13 protein-coding genes are annotated in these 18,160 nt (G+C 61.7%); 9 read left to right on the forward strand and 4 right to left on the reverse strand.

The features are described from left to right. The first annotated feature begins 51 nt into the window (after positions 1-51). Entirely contained in the window at positions 52-1,599 is a 1,548-nt protein-coding gene (locus ACESNB_RS16230) for an acyl-CoA carboxylase subunit beta (protein ID WP_373009200.1), read from the forward strand. On the opposite strand, the gene ACESNB_RS16235 is transcribed toward ACESNB_RS16230, so the two are convergent. Then, a complete protein-coding gene (locus ACESNB_RS16235) occupies positions 1,596-2,858 on the reverse strand; it encodes a SulP family inorganic anion transporter (RefSeq protein WP_373009202.1) in 1,263 nt (420 codons plus the stop codon). The two genes, ACESNB_RS16230 and ACESNB_RS16235, sit on opposite strands and share 4 nt — an antisense overlap. 691 nt (positions 2,859-3,549) lie before the next feature. On the opposite strand from ACESNB_RS16235, the gene ACESNB_RS16240 reads away from it, so the two are divergent. Continuing rightward, positions 3,550-4,443, forward strand: coding sequence for a DUF4349 domain-containing protein (locus tag ACESNB_RS16240; RefSeq protein WP_373009204.1), 894 nt, complete (start codon positions 3,550-3,552; stop codon positions 4,441-4,443). Between the two features lie 46 nt (positions 4,444-4,489). Here ACESNB_RS16240 and gltB read toward each other — a convergent pair whose 3' ends face one another. Next, positions 4,490-9,031 (reverse strand): glutamate synthase large subunit, encoded by a 4,542-nt coding sequence (gltB, locus tag ACESNB_RS16245; RefSeq protein ID WP_373009206.1) that lies wholly within the window; start codon positions 9,029-9,031, stop codon positions 4,490-4,492. A gap of 6 nt (positions 9,032-9,037) precedes the next feature. Beyond that, entirely contained in the window at positions 9,038-10,483 is a 1,446-nt protein-coding gene (locus ACESNB_RS16250; RefSeq protein WP_373009209.1) for an NAD(P)-dependent oxidoreductase, read from the reverse strand. Positions 10,484-10,734: 251 nt separating this feature from the next. Here ACESNB_RS16250 and ACESNB_RS16255 point away from each other — a divergent pair, with 251 nt between their 5' ends. Both ACESNB_RS16255 and ACESNB_RS16260 read left to right on the forward strand, forming a co-directional pair. Beyond that, on the forward strand, positions 10,735-11,583 hold the full coding sequence (locus ACESNB_RS16255) for an undecaprenyl-diphosphate phosphatase (protein WP_373009211.1): 849 nt from the start codon (positions 10,735-10,737) through the stop codon (positions 11,581-11,583). 298 nt (positions 11,584-11,881) lie between these two features. Next, complete coding sequence (locus ACESNB_RS16260) at positions 11,882-12,235, forward strand: DUF2383 domain-containing protein (RefSeq protein ID WP_373009286.1); 354 nt, start codon at positions 11,882-11,884, stop codon at positions 12,233-12,235. A 253-nt stretch (positions 12,236-12,488) separates the two neighbouring features. Here the strand turns inward: ACESNB_RS16260 and ACESNB_RS16265 are convergent, their stop codons facing one another. Beyond that, positions 12,489-13,478, reverse strand: coding sequence for a complex I NDUFA9 subunit family protein (locus ACESNB_RS16265; protein WP_373009213.1), 990 nt, complete (start codon positions 13,476-13,478; stop codon positions 12,489-12,491). A 297-nt stretch (positions 13,479-13,775) separates the two neighbouring features. On the opposite strand from ACESNB_RS16265, the gene ACESNB_RS16270 reads away from it, so the two are divergent. The 5 genes from ACESNB_RS16270 to ACESNB_RS16290 are packed head-to-tail and all read left to right on the forward strand — an operon-like array spanning position 13,776 to position 18,151. Continuing rightward, on the forward strand, positions 13,776-15,062 hold the full coding sequence (locus tag ACESNB_RS16270) for a DsbA family protein (protein WP_373009215.1): 1,287 nt from the start codon (positions 13,776-13,778) through the stop codon (positions 15,060-15,062). Positions 15,063-15,085: 23 nt separating this feature from the next. Beyond that, positions 15,086-15,556, forward strand: a complete 471-nt coding sequence (locus ACESNB_RS16275; protein ID WP_373009217.1) for a DUF1330 domain-containing protein — start codon at positions 15,086-15,088, stop codon at positions 15,554-15,556. Beyond that, complete coding sequence (locus ACESNB_RS16280) at positions 15,553-16,641, forward strand: MBL fold metallo-hydrolase (protein WP_373009219.1); 1,089 nt, start codon at positions 15,553-15,555, stop codon at positions 16,639-16,641. Before ACESNB_RS16275 ends, ACESNB_RS16280 begins: the two co-directional genes overlap by 4 nt. Then, positions 16,638-17,252: a TetR/AcrR family transcriptional regulator gene (locus ACESNB_RS16285; protein WP_373009221.1), complete on the forward strand. Its 615-nt coding sequence runs from the start codon at positions 16,638-16,640 to the stop codon at positions 17,250-17,252. Before ACESNB_RS16280 ends, ACESNB_RS16285 begins: the two co-directional genes overlap by 4 nt. Next, positions 17,249-18,151: an SUMF1/EgtB/PvdO family nonheme iron enzyme gene (locus ACESNB_RS16290; RefSeq protein ID WP_373009224.1), complete on the forward strand. Its 903-nt coding sequence runs from the start codon at positions 17,249-17,251 to the stop codon at positions 18,149-18,151. Before ACESNB_RS16285 ends, ACESNB_RS16290 begins: the two co-directional genes overlap by 4 nt. Positions 18,152-18,160: the final 9 nt, after the last annotated feature.

The raw sequence follows: 18,160 nt of genomic DNA on the forward strand, positions 1-18,160 counted from the left end.
GTCCGCGTAAAGTCTTGACCGAAGCCCCCCTCAGCGCCGAATGATGAAGCCATGAGTTGGGAAAAATCGATCGAGGAATTGCGTCGGCGCGAGCGCCTGTCCGAAAAAATGGGCGGCGAAGAGCCTGTCTCGCGCCAGCGTGGGCGCGGCAAGCTCACCGTCCGCGAACGTGTGGCCTTCCTGGTTGACCCCGGCAGCTTCCACGAAATCGGCAAGATCGCGGGCAAGGCGACCTATGGCTCCGACGACGAACTCGAAGCCTTCACCCCGTCGACGTCCGTCACCGGACGCGCGACTTTGAATGGCAAATCGACGGTCATTCTGGCCGATGATTTCACCGTTCGCGGCGGCGCATCCGACGCGGCGATCTGGCAGAAAATGGTCCAGTCGATCAAGATGGCCACCGAATACCGGATGCCGCTGGTGCAGATGATCGACGGCACGGGCGGGGGCGGCTCGGTCAAGAGCCTCGAAAAGGATCCGCGCACCTACATTCCGGAAACGCCCGGCTGGAACGAGATCGTCCATGGCATGACGCAGGTGCCCTTCGTCTCGCTGGCGCTTGGTCCCTGCGCAGGCATGGGTGCGGGCCGGGTCGCTGCGAGCCATTTCTCGGTCATGGTCAAGGAACTCAGCCAGGTCTTTGTCGCCGGGCCACCGGTCGCCATCGCGCTCGGCGAGAATGTCACCAAGGAAGAACTCGGCGGATGGAAGATCCAGGGGCAGAACGGCACGGTCGACAATGTGGTCGAGAGCGAGGCCGATGCCTTTGAAGCGGCGCGGCGATTCCTGTCCTACCTTCCGCCATCAGTTCATGAACTGCCGGAACGCACGCCGCCGACGGACGACCCGAGGCGCAAGGAAGACTTCCTCCTGTCGATCGTTCCGACGGACGGCAAGACGCCTTACAAGCCCCGCAAGATTGTCGAGGCGACCGTCGACCGGCACAGCTTCTTCGAGATCGGGCACGACTGGGGCCGGGGCATGGTGTGCGGCTTCGCCCGGATCGACGGACATGCCGTCGGCATCCTCGCCGGCGACCCCTTCTTCCTCGATGGCGCCTGGACAGCCGATGTCTGCGACAAGGTAACCCGTCACATGGACCTATGCTCCATGTTCCACCTGCCGGTCGTGCACTTTGTCGATTGCCCCGGTTTTGCCGTCGGCGTGAGGGCGGAAACCGCCGGTGTCACGCGCGCGGGCGTGCGCGCCATGACCGCGATCTACCAGGCCAGTGTTCCGGTCTGCTCGGTCGTCATCCGCAAGGCCTACGGCCTTGCCGGCTCGACCATGATGAACCAGTCGAAGACCAAGTGGCGCTATTGCTGGCCTAGCGGAGACTGGGGCAGCCTGCCCATGGCGGGCGGCATCGAGGCGGCCTTCCGCAAGGAACTCTCCGAGGCCGAGAACCCGGAAGAACTGAAAGCGGCGCTCTACAAGAAGTTCGAAGCGATCCGCTCACCCTTCCGCACGGCCGAAAGCTTCCTCGCCGAGGAAATCATCGACCCGCGTGACACGCGGCCCCTCCTCGTCGACTTCGTCCAGCACGCGTCGCGCATCGTCGAGACGGGCGAGTTCAGGCACGGGTACCGGCCCTAACGTTCCGGCGTTTCCCAATCAGCAGGGGGCACGTTCCGGCGCCGCAGGCGAATGGCCAGTCCGACGGACACGCCGACACCAATCGCAACGGTCAGATCGGCAACCACCGTCAGGACCAGCGTGAGCAGCAAGAGAAATTGGTCAGCCCGAGGCGCAGACAGGTAACCCTTCCACTTGTGCGGTTCGCTCATGTTCCAGGCGGTGAGGATTAGCAACCCGGCCAGCGCCGGCATCGCCAGGTAGCCCGCGAGCGGCGCAGCCACCAGCATCGCAATCAGGATTGTCAGCGCGTGGACGATGCCGGCGACCGGCGTCTGTCCGCCCGCGCGCACATTGGTTGCGGTCCGCGCAATGGCGCCGGTCGCTGGCAGGCCGCCAAAGAGCGACGAGCCCACATTTGCAAATCCCTGTGCAATCACTTCGGCATTCGGCCGATGATGCCCACCGGTCATCTTGTCGGCCACCATGGCCGACAGCAGCGATTCGACACCGGCGAGGAAGGCAATCACGAAGGCTGACGGCAGCAATTCCAGAATGCGGTCCATTGACAGGGACGGGAACGATGGCATGGGCAAGTGACTTGGCAGGGCGCCGAACTGCGATTGAATCGTATTCACCGGCAAAGCCATGAAGGCGACGACAGCTGACGTCGCAGCCACAGCGAGGATCAGGCCCGGCGCGCGGGGCGCAGCGCGCCGCAGTCCGACAATCAGGATCATCGTGGCGCCACCGATGGCCAGTGCGGCCAAGCTCAGCGTGCTTCGCGCCTCCCACAGGGCAGGCAGTTTCTCGAGGAAATCGGCAGGAAGGCCCGTCATGGACAGGCCCAGCAGGTCCTTCACCTGACTTGTCGCGATGATAACCGCGATGCCGATCGTGAAACCGTTCACGACAGCTTCCGGCACGAAGCTGATAAGGTTGCCAACCTTCAGCAAACCCGCCGTGATCAGGATAATACCGGCCATGAACGTGGCAATCACCAGGCCGTCATAGCCGTGTTCGGCAATGACGCTAAAAACGACAACGATGAAAGCGCCTGTCGGCCCACCGATCTGGACGCGGCTACCGCCGATCAACGAAATCAAAATCCCGCCAACAATTGCAGTGACAATTCCCTTGGCCGGATCGGCGCCAGACGCGATGGCAATCGCAAGGCTGAGCGGCAATGCCACCATCGCAACGGTGATGCCGGCCATCAGGTCGGCACGCAACAAAGACCAGGAATAGGTCTGCAGTGTCGTGAGGATTTTCGGTTTCATGCCATGCCTGACTGCCAAGGGTGAACTACTCAGCTAGCATAAATGCATGGCTTCGTATCTGGGCGTCTTGCCTCACCTAAGAGAGAGGATCACAACGATACAACGCCAGATGGAAGACGGCTTATCCACCCCCTCTCGCAACTGACGTATAATGCGCCGCGATACCCAGCTTCTCCCTCCTCACCCCCATGCCGGGCCTGCCCTGGTATCTGCTGCCAATTTGGCCGCTGATCTACTGGCGCATCCAGCGCCTGAAGTGTTGGTTCCGCGCAGCAGGCGGCCCCGGCGGCCAAATGCTCTGGGGCGTTTTGTGGAATGGCCGTGTCGCGATCATCCAGCTCTCGGATGACCTGTCCGGGCATCATCCGGGCTGCTTCCGTGCACCGGTGTCGGACGAGCTGAGGCTGGCCCTCAATTCTGAAACTATTCTCCCGTGTCCCCGGCGAACGCCGGGGCCTCAAGCCATCTTGTCCCGAATAATCTCATGAGATCCCGGCCTGCGCCGGGAAGCCGGATTCAAGATTCCCGACACCTGACCCGCACCTCACCCTCAGGACACCCATACCCTACCCGAAGCACCCTCAGGCGCCGCATGCGCTGGCCCTCCCCAAGCCGTCCGCAATTCCAGCCTGATATTGCCTTTATTCGGGTTTCATGATGGCTCTGTGCCATCTGTGGAGGGACCAAGATCATGAAGACACATTGCGCAATCCTGCTGGCGACGGCGGCCATTGTACTGGCCGCCTGTGGCGGCTCTGGCGGATACGACAAAAGCGAGATGTCGCCGTCCATGTCAGCGCCCCCTGCTCCCACGGCGATGATGAGCCAGGACGCCTACAATGAGGAGATCAATGTCGGCGGCGCACCATCCGAAGCGGACTTAAAACAATACATCGCCTATTCACATTCGCTCGGCCTGCGCCTGCCGGTCGCTTCGATTGAGCCCGTGATGCAGGGCCATATTGCCAATTGCACCGCGGCCGGCCCGGCGAAATGTATCGTCACCAATTCCTATCTCAACGCCTGGTCGGAAGATGAGGCGTCCGGCTCGCTGAACATCCGCGCCACGCCGGAGTGGATCGAAACCTTCATGAACGGTGTCGAGGCTGAAGCCGAAGCGGTGAAAGGCGATGTGACCAGCCGCCAGACCACGGCGGAAGACCTGACCGTGACCATCATTGATACCGATGCCCGCCTTAACGCGCAGCAAGCCCTGCAGAAGCGGATCGAAGACCTGTTGGAAAACCGTCCGGGCGATCTGGGTGACCTGCTCGAAACCGAACGGGAACTCGCACGCGTCAATGGCGATATCGACTCGCTGAAATCTAGCATGAAGGCGCTGATGCAGCGCGTGAACATGAGCCAGCTGGCCGTCAGCTACGAGACCAAGCGCAATCCGGTCTCGCGCGGCGCGCTGAGTCCGCTCGGTGACGCCTTTGGCGGGTTCTTCTACAACCTGTCGAGCGCGCTCGCTGCGGTCATCACCGCCTTTGCCGTCGGCCTGCCATGGCTGATCCTGATCGGCGTGTTTCTGTGGGTGTGGTTGAAACTGATCTGGCCACGCATCCGCCGCAAGAAGACCTGAACCGTCCGGCGGGCCTCATCCTGCGAAGGACGAGGCCCGGTTACGGTCAGGCCTTTTCGGCCACTTTCTTCTTCGCCTTGGGCTTGTCCTTTGGCAGGAGAAGGTGAGCGATTTCTTTCGGAACGATCATCAGGATCTGACTGAGCGCAACATCCCATTCGGCCAGCAGGTCGGTGGCCCGGATCGAGCCCGTGCGGTCCGCATGTTCCTGGACCAGGGCACGGCATTGCTCGATATGTTCGGTCGGCATGTCGGCGAGCGGATACCAGTCGATGCCATCGGCGTTGGCGACCCGTTCGAACCGGCTCTCGGGATCCCAGACAAAGGCAACGCCGCCCGTCATGCCGGCACCGAAATTGTCGCCGACCGGACCAAGGATGACTGCCCGGCCACCGGTCATGTATTCACAGCCATTGGCACCGCAGCCCTCGACCACTGTCTTGGCACCCGAGTTGCGCACGGCAAAGCGCACGCCCGCCGTCCCTGACGCGAACAGCTTGCCAGCCGTCGCCCCATATAGGCAGGTGTTGCCGACGATGGCGTCACCGATGGATGAGCGACGCTCGCGCGGTTTCGGGGCGACAACAATCGTCGCGCCCGACAGGCCCTTGCCGACATAGTCGTTGGCATCGCCAATCACTTCGAGCAGCAGGCCCTGCACGCTGAATGCGCCCAGCGACTGGCCGGCAGACCCTTCTAGCCGGATATGCAAGCGGTCTTCCGGCAGAGCGCTCATGCCGAACTTCCGGGTGATCGCCGAACTCGACCGCGCGCCAATCGCGCGCATCGTGTTCTGGACATTGTATTCCAACTGCATCTTCTCGCCGCGCTCGAAGAACGGCTCCGCGTCGCGCAAGATCTGCACGTCGAGCGAATCCGGCACTTCTTCCCGGCGCGTCGGCTGGTAGACGACCGGATGATCGGTATCGACCTGCACAAGCAGCGGGTTGAGATCAAGGTCGTCGAGATGCGATGCACCGCGGCTGACCTGAACCAGCAGGTCCGTCCGTCCGATCGCTTCGTCCAGCGATGTCAGGCCGAGCGAGGCCAGCACTTCCCGCACGTCTTCCGCGATGAAGCTCATCAGGTTGACCACTTTCTCAGGCGTGCCTGTGAAGTGGGCCCGCAACGCCTCGTCCTGGACGCAAACGCCAACCGGGCAGGTATTCGAATGGCACTGACGCACCATGATACAGCCCATGGCGATCAAGCTTGCGGTGCCGATACCATATTCCTCGGCACCCAGCATAGCCGCGATAACGATATCGCGTCCGGTCCGCAGGCCGCCATCGGTACGAAGGGTCACCTTGCCGCGCAGATTGTTCAGCGACAGGATTTGGTGGGCTTCGGCCAGGCCGAGTTCCCAGGGCAGTCCGGCATATTTGATCGAGGTCTGCGGGCTCGCGCCCGTGCCGCCGACACCGCCGGCGATCAGGATGATGTCGGCCTTGGCCTTGGCCACGCCGGCGGCAACCGTGCCGACGCCCGATTGGGCAACGAGTTTCACGCAGACGCGGCAATCCGGGTTGATCTGCTTCAGGTCGTAGATCAGCTGGGCGAGGTCTTCGATCGAATAGATGTCATGGTGCGGTGGCGGCGAGATCAGCATCACACCGGGTGTCGCATGGCGCAGCTTGGCGATGAATTCAGTCACCTTGAAGCCGGGCAGCTGGCCGCCCTCGCCGGGCTTGGCACCCTGGGCGATCTTGATCTCGATCTCGCGGCACTGGTTAAGGTATTCCGCTGTCACACCGAAACGACCGGACGCGACCTGCTTGACCGCCGAGTTCATATTGTCGCCATTCGGCAGCGGCCGGTAACGGGCACTGTCCTCGCCACCTTCGCCGGACACCGACTTCGCGCCGATCCGGTTCATGGCGATGTTCAGCGTGCCGTGGGCCTCGGGGCTGAGTGCGCCGAGAGACATGCCCGGCGTCACGAACCGCTTGCGGATCTCGTTGATTGACTGGACCTGCGACAGGGGCACAGCTTCGCCGGCTGCCTTGAAGTCCAGAAGGTCGCGCAACTGGATCGGGTCACGCGCATGCACGGCCTCGACATATTTGCGGAAGATCGAATAGTCACCGCGATTGCAGGCTGCCTGTAGCGTGTGGATCAGGTTGCCGTCCAGCGCGTGGGGCTCTTCACCGGCGCGCAGGCGATAGAACCCGCCAACCGGAAGCGAGACGACATCTTCGTCGAACGCCGCTTCGTGCCGTGCCAGCGCATTCTCTTCGAGACCGGCAAGGCCAAGCCCGGAGATACGGCTGCTCATGCCGGGAAAATAATCGGCAACAAGCGCGCGGGAAAGTCCGAGCGCTTCGAAATTATAGCCACCACGATAGGATGAGATCACCGATATCCCCATCTTGGAGATTATCTTCAGCAATCCGGCTTCGATGGCTTCCTTGTAGTTCTTGACGCACTGGTTCAGCGACATGTCTCCGAACAGGCCGCGCGCCTGCCGATCAGCAATTACGTCCTGAGCGAGATAGGCGTTCACGCAGGTTGCGCCCACGCCGACCAGAACCGCAAAATAGTGCGTATCTAGACACTCTGCCGACCGGACCGTGATTGAACAGAAGGTGCGCAAGCCCTGCGCAACGAGATGCGAATGCACCGCGCCCGTCGCAAGAATCATCGGGATCGCTATCTTGCTCGCAGACTGGTGCTGGTCGGTCAGCACGATATGCTCACGGCCTTCGCGCACGGCTTCTTCAGCCTCGCGGCGGATCCGGCTCAACGCATCCTTCAGCGCACCGCCATCGGATGTCGCGTCCGCCTCGTCAAACGTACAGTCGATTTCTGTCATGCCGACGCCGAGCCGCGTGATCAGGCGTTCGTACATGCCCGTGGTCAGGATCGGGCTTTCCAGCACGAAGACTTCCTGTTGCGACTTGTCCGTGTCGAGCACGTTGCCGAGGTTCTTGAACCGCGTCTTCAGGCTCATCACGCGTGCTTCGCGCAGGGGATCGACAGGCGGATTGGTCACCTGGCTGAAATTCTGGCGGAAGAAGTGGCTCATCGGCCGGTAGAAATAGGACAGCACGGCAGGCGCCGTATCGTCACCCATGGACCCCAGGGCCTCCTTGGCCGCTTCCGCCATGGGCGCCAGGATCAGCTCCAGCGTTTCCAGCGAATAGCCCGCCGCCGTCTGGCGACGCAGGAGCTCTTCCTTGCTGAACAGCTGCGGCTCCGGTCCGGGGCCGATTTCCGGGTCCAGTTCAGTGACGCTCGATAGCCATTCTTCATAGGGATTCTGGGCCGCCAGGAAATCGACCAGTTCACGATGCTCATAAAACTTGCCGGTCTGGAGATCCGCCGCGATCATGCCGCCAGCAGGAATCGAACCGCGCTTAGCAACTTCGTGATCGCCGAGCGGGCACATGCCGGCTTCCGAACCGACCGCGAGAATGCCGTCCGTGGTCAGCGCATAGCGCAGCGGGCGAAGGCCGTTGCGGTCAAGGCCTGCAATCGCCCAGCGACCGTCATAGGCTGCAATCCCGGCTGGCCCGTCCCAGGGCTCCATCACCGAGTTGCAATAATCATACAGCGCGCGGTGGGCAGTCGGCATCACCGAATCGCGCTTCGACCAGGCTTCCGGAATCAGCATGGCTTTCGCCATCGGCGCCGGGCGGCCCGACTTGCAGAGAAGCTCAAACACGGAATCCAGCGCGCCTGAATCCGATGATCCGTCCGGGATCACCGGCTTGACGTCATCGACATGCTCGCCGAAGGCCTCCGAAACCATGCGGATTTCGTGGCTCTTCATCCAGTTCTTGTTGCCGCGCAGCGTGTTGATCTCGCCATTGTGCGCGATCATCCGGAACGGCTGGGCCAGCGACCATTGCGGGAACGTATTGGTCGAATAGCGCTGGTGATAGATCGCGAAATTCGAGATGAAGCGCGGGTCTTTCAGGTCGAGATAAAAATTGTCGATGTCCTCGGCCAGGAACATGCCCTTGTAGATCAGCGAGGCGTGACTGAGCGAGCAGACATAAAAGCCCGGGATCGCCATTTCGCGCGCGCGCCGTTCAATACGTCGACGGCAGATGTAGAGCGCCCGCTCAAGGTCTTCCGGCGAGCGGCCCTGTGCGTCACGGAACATGATCTGCTCGATGGCCGGACGCGTGTCCTTGGCCTTCTGGCCGATCACGGAGACGTCCACCGACGGCTGACGCCAGCCATAAATATAGAAGCCGAAATGCAGCACTTCGGTTTCGACAATCGTGCGGGCGGATTCCTGCGCTGCAAAGTCGGTTCGCGGCAGGAATATCTGCCCGACGCAGATCGGGTCGTCGGTCGGCGTATGGCCCGTACGGGTCACGTGCTCACGGAAGAAATCCTGCGGCACGGCCAAGCGGATACCGGCGCCGTCGCCTGTCTTGCCGTCAGCATCGACCGCCCCACGGTGCCAGACATTCTTGAGCGCCATGATGCCCATCTCGACAATCTCGCGGCGCGGCTTGCCATCCAGCGCGGCGACAAGGCCGACGCCGCATGCATCATGCTCGTCAGCCGGATCATAGGCATGACCGTCGACAAGTTTTTGACGGTTGGCTTCGTATTGCTTCACATAATCTGACATCTGATCTTACTCCGCCGCCACTTTCGAGGCCTTTTCAGCCGACTTCATTGCCCGGTGCATTGCCTCGGCTGCATCCCGGCCATCCTTGATCGCCCACACAACGAGCGACGCGCCTCGCACGATGTCGCCAGCGGCATAGACGCCCGACAGGCTCGTTTCCATGGTCGCGTAGTCGACACGGACCGCACCCCACCGATTCACCGTGAGGGCGGGTTCGCCGAACAGTTCCGGCAGGTCTTCAGGATCGAACCCGAGCGCCTTGATCACCATGTCGGTTTTCACGTCCATCGTGTCACCGGTCTTGACCGGGCTTCGGCGCCCGGAGGCATCTGGCTCACCGAGTTTCATTTTGGCAGCGCGGACGGCCTTGGCCTTGCCGGCCTTGGTGTCCAGGATGGCTTCCGGCAACGCCAGCCATTCGAACACGACGCCTTCTTCTTCGGCATTAGCCACTTCGCGCTGGCTGCCCGGCATGTTTGCGCGATCACGGCGGTAGAGGCAGGTCACGGACTTGGCGCCCTGACGCACGGCCGTTCGCACACAATCCATCGCCGTGTCGCCGCCACCGATGACAACCACGCGTTTGCCCTCGGCATTCAGCGTGCCGTCGTCAAATTCGGGCACGGCATCGCCAAAACTCTTGCGATTGGAAGCCGTCAGGAAGTCGAGCGCCCCGAGCACGCCAGTTGAACCGGCGCCCGGACATTTCAGATCCTTGGCCTGATACACGCCAGTGGCGATGAGGACCGTGTCATGCGCCTTGCGCACATCTTGGAGCGAAATGTCCGGACCAATCCGCGTATTGAACTTGAACGTCACACCGCTGTCTTCGAGATGCTTGATCCGACGCGCGACAATCGGCTTTTCCAGTTTGAAGCCGGGAATACCGTAGACCAGCAACCCGCCACCTCGGTCATAGGCGTCATAGACAGTCACCTGGTAGCCCTTGCGGCGCAGCTGCTCGGCAGCAGCCAGGCCGCCAGGACCAGCGCCGATGATGCCGGCAGACTGGGCGCGCTCGCGCGGCGGAGAGATCGGCTTCACCCAGCCCTCTTCCCAAGCTGTGTCGGTGATGAACTTTTCGACCGAGCCAATCGTCACTGTGCCGTGCCCCGATTGCTCGATCGTGCAGATGCCTTCGCACAGCCGGTCCTGCGGACAAATACGCCCGCAGATTTCGGGCATGTTGTTGGTTGCGGTCGAGACCTGCCAGGCCTCTTCAAGCCGGCCTTCAGCCGCGAGTTGCAGCCAGTCCGGAATATTGTTCGATAGCGGGCAACCTTGCTGGCAGAAAGGCACGCCGCATTGCGAGCAGCGCGCCGCCTGAGCACCGGCCGCCTTGAGGCTGAACTCGGAATAGATTTCGTTGAAGTCGTGCGCACGCGCCTCCGGCGCTCGCTTGGCCGGCATGGACCGTTCCACATGGGTAAACTGCAGCATCTTGTCAGCCATTCAGACCTCCACTCAATTGACGTAGTATCTACAATGGCGGTGGCCCTCGCGACAAGCGGGAATCCCCTCGAGTATATCGTATTGATACGTACATTAGAGAAATCACGTGTTTTATTCTGCCGAAATCGTCACGCCGACGTCATTGTAGATCATTTCGATATTTATAGAGCGAGGTGCCCACGCGCCCAAACTCGGCTAGGTGAGATGTCTTCAGCGGCGGCCGAGCTGCGGCAAAACTTGAAGAGGCCCCGATGTCCCTGCTCCAACTGATCATCATAGCCACACTGCAGGGCTTTACCGAATGGCTGCCCATTTCGTCGTCGGCCCATGTCCTTCTGGCGTCCGACTATTTCGGACTGGTCGGGCGGGATGAGTTGCTGATCAATGCGGTGTCCAATCTCGGCACACTGGCTGCCATGCTGCTGTATTTCCGCAAGGATGTCGCGAGCGCAGTTCTGGGCGGATTCGAACTGGTCGCCGCACCCGTCACGAAGAAACCACTCTCGCCCGGCGCACGCCTGGCATTGTGCATTCTCGTGGCCACGCCGATCGCACTCGTTGTCGCTGCCCTTTACGAAAGTCTCCTGCCGCAGGGCATGCAGGATGCCTTGCGCAGCGTGTACACCGTGGCCGGTGCCACCATCGCCTTCGGCGCACTGCTCTGGTGGGCGGACGTCCGTGGCGGCCGTGAGCGCAAGGAGGCCGACATGACGCTTGGGCACGCTTTCCTGATTGGCGCGACACAGGCGATTGCCGCGATCATCCCCGGCACCAGCCGGTCCGGGATCACCATGACCGCCGCACGCGCACTCGGCTACGAACGCGCCGAAGCTGCGCGCTTTTCGATGCTCATCGGCGCACCCATCCTGGCCGCCGCCGGTCTCTACGGCGCGCTCGGCCTGATGGATGCGACGACAGACGGGGTTGTGACATTTCAGGATGGGATGATCGTCGCCGCCGTCGCCTTCATCACCGGTCTCGCGTCCATCGCAGCCCTCATGGCGATCCTGCAACGCATGAGTTTCCTGCCCTTTGTGTTGTACCGTTTTGTGCTCGGCATCGCACTGATCCTCACCACGCCCATGATCGGACTTCTATAGACTGTCCCGCCACGTGCGCGTCGCCAAAGCGCAACCTTTCCTGCCTCAATGAGCTGGTCCTGTGCCCAACACGTCTGGAAAGGAAATACCTATGAGACTCCACATTTACGCCCTCACGGCGATCGCTGCTCCCTTGGCCCTTGGCGCCTGAGCCAATGCAGGCCTGAACCAGTCTGAAAAAGCTGTGGCATCGCAAGGCACGGCCACTGCAGACTATTTGAAGACGGAAGCGTCAGCGCTCAACAAGCTGACGTCGATCTATATCGACGCGGCAGCCCTGTAAAAGCAAGCCGCCGAGATTCCGGATGAGAACAATGGACTCAAGGAAACGCTGCTGGAGCTTTACGACTATCGCAATGGCGAGCGCGAAGTGATTCAGGACCGCGTGATTGCGCTTGGCGGACGACCCGCAACCATGGGCGAGGCACTGGGCACAGGCCACCGAACCTTCACTGCGCTGCGTAGGGCTGTCGATGACGATACCGAAGTGGCCATCGAGGAAGTGCTGCGCGGCGAGGAGTATATTCGCGACGAACTTGCCAAGGTTGCCAAGGCAGATCTGACGCCGCAAACCGCCGCGCTGATCGGCAAACTTCAGGTTTCAGTGAACGCGGAAATCGCCAGGCTGAAGAAAACAGACCAGGCGCTCTGACCTGATCGCATCGGTAATACGGAGCAGGGCCGCTCTTTCGTTTACTGCGGAAGGGCGGCTCTTTTTATGCCGAACAAAGCAACACGCGTCGCAAGGGGTGTAGCCTCCTGCCGCGTGCTGCCCTCTCGCATCGTGCGTCCCTAACGCCTGCGGAGACCAATATCTCGGACATCAATCAGGGCCCCCAACAAGGCGCCTATCGGGCAATTTGCGGGCATTTTCATTCAGACTGGGTTCAGGTGCGCTGCACCGCTCAGGAATCAGCCGTCTTGTTGAACTCGCCATAGGGCCGGAACCGCCAGAGATAGGTCGGCGCAATCGACTCGATTGTCTCCAGCTTGGTCAGCCCAAGGTCCTTTACCGTCAGGGCGCCATCGGCCACGACATTGTCTGACTTGAGCATCACGACCTGGTCGCCCGTAATCGGCGGCCCGCCCAGCATGCCCCACGAAAACGGCGGAATGTACCGCCAGACAGCCGCGGCGATATAGCCGATCGGACGCGCGAGGAAGAAGGGAAGCGAAATCTTGAACCGGCGACGGTCCACCTGCTGCAGGATGAAATCGTAAATCTCATTGAACGTGTAGGCGCGCGGGCCGCCGAGCTCATATGTCTTGCCCGCTGCGCCTTCGAGGTCGACCGCAAGGGCAATCGCCTCTGCCACATCGCCCGCATAGATGGGCTGCACCCGCGTCTTGCCACCGCCGATGGCGGGCAGGGCCGGCGCAAAGCGCGCCATCTGGGCAAACTTGTTGAGGAACCCGTCCTCTGGTCCGAACACAACGGACGGACGCAGGATCGTCGCCGTCGGCACCGCAGCGCGAACAGCCGCTTCAGCTTGAGCCTTGGTGCGGCCATAGTCCGACTTGGACTCGGCATCCGCGCCGATAGCTGACACCTGAACGAATGTCCTGATGCCCTTTTCGGCCGCAACCTCAGCCAGAAGGGCTGCGCCTTCGCGCTGTGTTGAGTCGAAATTCTGCTTGCCACTCTCGAACAGGATTCCGACCAGGTTGACGACAGCGACAGCGCCGTCCAGTGCGCGTTCGATCGACTCCCGGTTGCGAATATTGGCCTGAACGATATCGACCCAGCCCGGTGCCCCGGCTAGGCGAACATCAGCTGCTGTATTCACGTGCCGGCAGGCCACCCGAACCCGGTAGCCCTTTTCAACGAGCGTGCGCGCTGCATAGCGCCCAATAAAGCCCGAACCGCCGAATATCGTCACCAAACCCTTGGTCATGTCACGCTTCTCATCTGCCGGCAGCGCCGGAATTAACGTTGTCTCCTTTGACCATACAGCCTCGCTCATGTCCATGCGGCAAGAACTGACACCGGCTCGATGGGGATCGCCTTCGAACAACGCCCAGTTGGCGTAGAGCGCACGGTTCAGGTCCGGACGACGAAGCAAATCAAGCGCCCGTTGCCGCGACAAATAAATTATGGCAGAGTATATGCCATAATGTGTTTAGTGTCGGATATGGAAGGTCAGACGCGTGAGCCTGAAAATTAAGCCGCCTCTGCCGGGCGAGGCCCATCCATGTCTCTGAAAACAGCGCTGGTTTCCCGCATCGCCGAACGCATCACGGGCGCGCCGCAGATGCAGGCGCGGCGCGCAAAGGGCGAACGGCAACGTGTGGCGGCCAACTCACGGCATGTCGTCGAATACTTCCATCAGGCCGACGACCCCTATTCCCACCTTACGGCCCAAGTTCTGGGAGCATTTTCCGAGCGGTACGACATCGCACTCAAGGTCCATCTGGTTGGGCCACCGCCCGACTGGGCCGCACCAGAACGCGAGCGACTCGAAGCCTACGCCCGCTCCGACGCTGACGCCCTCGCGAAAAAGGCAGGCCTCGATTTTCATGATCCCGGCACACAGCCAGACATGGCGGCACGAATCGCTGCGCTGCATTCGCTTGCCAGCGCCGTTTCGGAGAATGCATTTTCCGCCCGGGCCCCTGTGATTGGCCGTCAGCTTTGGTCGGGCGACCAGGATGCGATGGGCGGATCGTCAACAATGTCAGCCGACGAGATAACTGCCACAGGCGACGCGCGCCGGGCAGAACTCGGCCATTACCTGGGCGCTACTTTCCACTATGGCGGCGAATGGTACTGGGGCATAGACCGTCTCCATTATCTGGAATCCCGCCTGACCGAACTCGGCGCCCGTACCGCCCCCGGCGACACGCCCCTCTTTGCCCCACCGCCGGTGCCATCGCCCCGCAGCGCGCCGGCCTCGGCGCCCGGCAAGGCGTTGCACTACTATCTCTCCTTCCGCAGTCCCTACACGTACATCGCAGCCCAGCGGGCAAAGGCCCTGGCGGATGCCTATGGCGCCGACCTGAAGCTGCGCTTCGTGCTGCCAATGGTCATGCGCGGCCTGCCGGTACCGCGCATGAAAAGCCGCTATATAACGCTCGACACTGCCCGCGAGGCGCGCCGCCTCGGCATCCCATTCGGACGGATCGCCGATCCTGTCGGCCGCCCGGTCGAGCGCGGCTACTCGCTCCTGCCCTGGGCTCGTGAACAGGCGCGTGGCTTCGAATTCTGCCAGACCTTTTTTGAAGGCGTCTGGTCGGGCGGTGTCGATGCCGGCTCCGACCGTGGCATGAAACAGATCGTGGAGGCAGCGGGCCTCGACTGGCAGGCCGCGCGTAACGTCATCGGCAATGATGACTGGCGTGCCGAAGCTGAAGCCAACCGTACCGAAATGATGGATCTCGGAATCTGGGGCGTCCCCAGTTTCCGGGTCGGCGACACAGCAACCTGGGGCCAGGACAGGCTCTGGTTCATCGAGGACGCACTCAAACAGCCGCAGAGCTGACGAAAGGGAATAGGGAAAACACAATGCAGGTCATCAATGAGGTCTTTCCGGCGGATCCGTCACGCATGCAGGCCATGCTTGAGAAAGGTCCTGACGGACCGGTCTTCATGGTCAACTTGTTGAAGTTCAAGGACAAGGCGGAGTATGAAGACGGGCGCGAAACCGATCTCTCGGGGCGAGAAGCCTACATGATCTATGGCCGGGCCGTCACTGACGTTTTGCCCCTGTTCGGCGGACGCGGCATCTTCGCGGGCGACGTGACCTTTCTTGCGCTCGGACAGGTCGAGGAACTCTGGGACGAAGTCGCCATTGCGATGTATCCCAATCGCGCCGCCATGGTGAAAATGTCGATGTCGCGCGAATGGCAAGACATCTCCGTACACCGCGCAGCGGGGCTTAAAGGCCAGTTGAACATTGAAACCGTCGCGCCGAATGGCGGCAAGGACTCGCCCTTCCTCGCAATGCTCATGGGCGCAAAAGGAGACCAACCATGAAATGGTTCGTACGCAGCCTTGTCGGCGCCATCTGTCTGGTCGTTTTGGCCGTGCTCGGATTTCAGCTTTTCAAAACGCAAATTGCCGAGATCGCATTCAAAAAAGCGATCGAGGCCAATGTCGGCCGCGACGCCAGCACCGAGTTGCCGGACGGACTGCACGTCTTCATTTGCGGCGCCGGCACACCTCTGCCTGACCCATTGCGCGCGGGCCCCTGCCTCGGCGTGATTGCGGGCGATCGTGTGTTCGTTTTCGATGCCGGTTCCGGAGGGACGCGCAACCTGACCCGCATGCGCTTCCCGCTTGGCCGCACCGAACGCGTCTACCTCACCCATTTGCATTCCGATCACATGGATGGCCTCGGTGAATTGCTGATGCAGGTCTGGGTAAACGGCCAACGGGCCGAACCCCTCCCTGTTTCTGGTCCCCGCGGTGTCGATGAAGTCGTCAGCGGCTTTAACGCGGCCTACCGGATCGACGGAACATTCCGAACCGCGCATCATGGCGCCGGCATTGCCAATCCGGCAGGACGCGGCGGCCTCGGTGAAACCATCACGCTGCCCGCCGGTCCCGGCTCACGCGCCGTCGTCCTCGATGAAAACGGGCTAAAGATCACAGCGTTCTCGGTCAGCCATGCGCCCGTCGAACCGGCATTTGGTTACCGCGTCGACTACAAGGGCCGCTCGGTCGTGATCAGCGGGGACACGATCTATGATCCAAACCTCGTTGCCATTTCCCAAGGCGTGGACGTTCTCTTCCATGAAGCCCTGGACCCGGAAATGGTCGGCGCCATGCACGATGCCGCCGCCGCCAAGGGCGCGGATCACCTCGCGAAAATTCTCGACGATATCCTCACCTACCACGCACCGCCCGTCGACGCGGCGCGGGCGGCGACCGAAGCGGGCGCGCGGCAACTCGTATTCTATCACACGATCCCGCCGCTGCCGTCGCACCTACTCAACGACTATTATGTGCGCGACGCCAAGAAGGCGTTTGACGGCAAGATCACTGTGTCGGAAGACGGCATGGTGTTCAGCCTCCCGGCGGACAGCAACGCGATCAATCGCCATGATGGGTTCAAATGACCGGATTGAAAATCACGCCCTTTCCCGGTCCGTCGGCCAATGATGATTGCTCTGACGGACGGCGTCAGCGTAGCGAGCGCAGCCGGACACAGATCGTCGAAGCCCTGTTCGCCCTGATCCGCGAAGGCGACATGAACCCCAGCGCCGCCCGTGTTGCCGAACGCGCCGCTGTCGGCCAACGCACCGTGTTTCGCCTGTTTGAAGATATGGACAGCCTGTTCGGCGAAATGGCCGAGCAGATACAGGCCGAGATCATGCCGATCGTGCTCGCACCCTATACTGCCACGGACTGGAAAGAGCGGCTTGGCGAAATGGTCCGTCGCCGGGCCGACGTCTATGAACGGATTTTCCCGGTCAGGGTTTCGGCCAATCTCAGGCGATTCCAGTCGCGTTTCCTGATGGACGAATATCGCCGCAACCTCATTCTCGAGCGTGAGAGCCTGAAGGCCGTGCTGCCGACGGATCGCGCATCCGACAAGCAGCTTGTCGCGGCGCTGGATGTTGTGACCGGATTCCAGGCCTGGCGTCGCCTGCGTCAGGATCAGGGCCTGTCCGCTCAGGAGGCTGAAGCGGTCATGCAGTTCATGGTCGATCAATTGATCGCCACATGAATCGTTACGTCGCAGTCGTACTCCTCATCTTGGGATCGGCCTGCAGCAAACCCGTTCCGCTGCCGCCGGCAGAAGCATCCTGCGGACTGCTCCAAGCCGATATCGGACGATTCGTATCGCTTCCGGACGGCAGCTTCATGAAAGGCAACAAGCCGCACTATCCGGAAGAAACGCCCCGACTCTCCCTTCACGTGGACGCCTTCAGCCTCCAGGCCCATGAGGTCACCAACCACCAGTTCGCCGCCTTCGTTCAGGACACGGGGTACACGACCGACGCGGAACAGGGCGCCAGTGTTGGCGGCCCCGGCGCCGGCTCGGCCGTCTTCGATCTCCCGGGAACAGGGACCGTGAAGCTTGATCCGTGGCGCCTCGTGCCAGGTGCGACCTGGACAGCGCCAACCGGCCCCGGCTCGTCAATCGTCGCCATGGGCGCCTATCCCGTCATCCACGTCTCGGAGCGTGACGCTGCGGCTTATGCCGCCTGGGCCGGCGGAAGGCTTCCGACAGAGACCGAATGGGAATATGCGGCCACGCTGGGCCTCGCGAGCCCAGACGTGCCCTCCTCCGGAGCCTATGATGCCGATGGCGCGCCGGTCTCCAATACATGGCAGGGCATTTTTCCGGTCGCAAACACAATGGCCGACGGTTTTGAAGGCGCGGCGCCGGTCGGCTGTTTTCCCGCCAGCCGGGTCGGCCTCTACGACATGATTGGCAATGTCTGGGAATGGACTGATACGCCCTACGGTCCCGGCACGCACACCGTCAAAGGCGGCTCATACCTGTGCGCCGACAATTTCTGCCGCCGTTACCGACCTGCCGCGCGCCAGCCACAGGACAGCGATTTTTCGTCAGTCCACATTGGCTTCCGAATCGCAAAGGACCTGCCGGAGGCGAAGTGACCCCTCATC

Source organism: Hyphomonas sp., assembly GCF_041689225.1.
GTDB lineage: Bacteria > Pseudomonadota > Alphaproteobacteria > Caulobacterales > Hyphomonadaceae > Hyphomonas.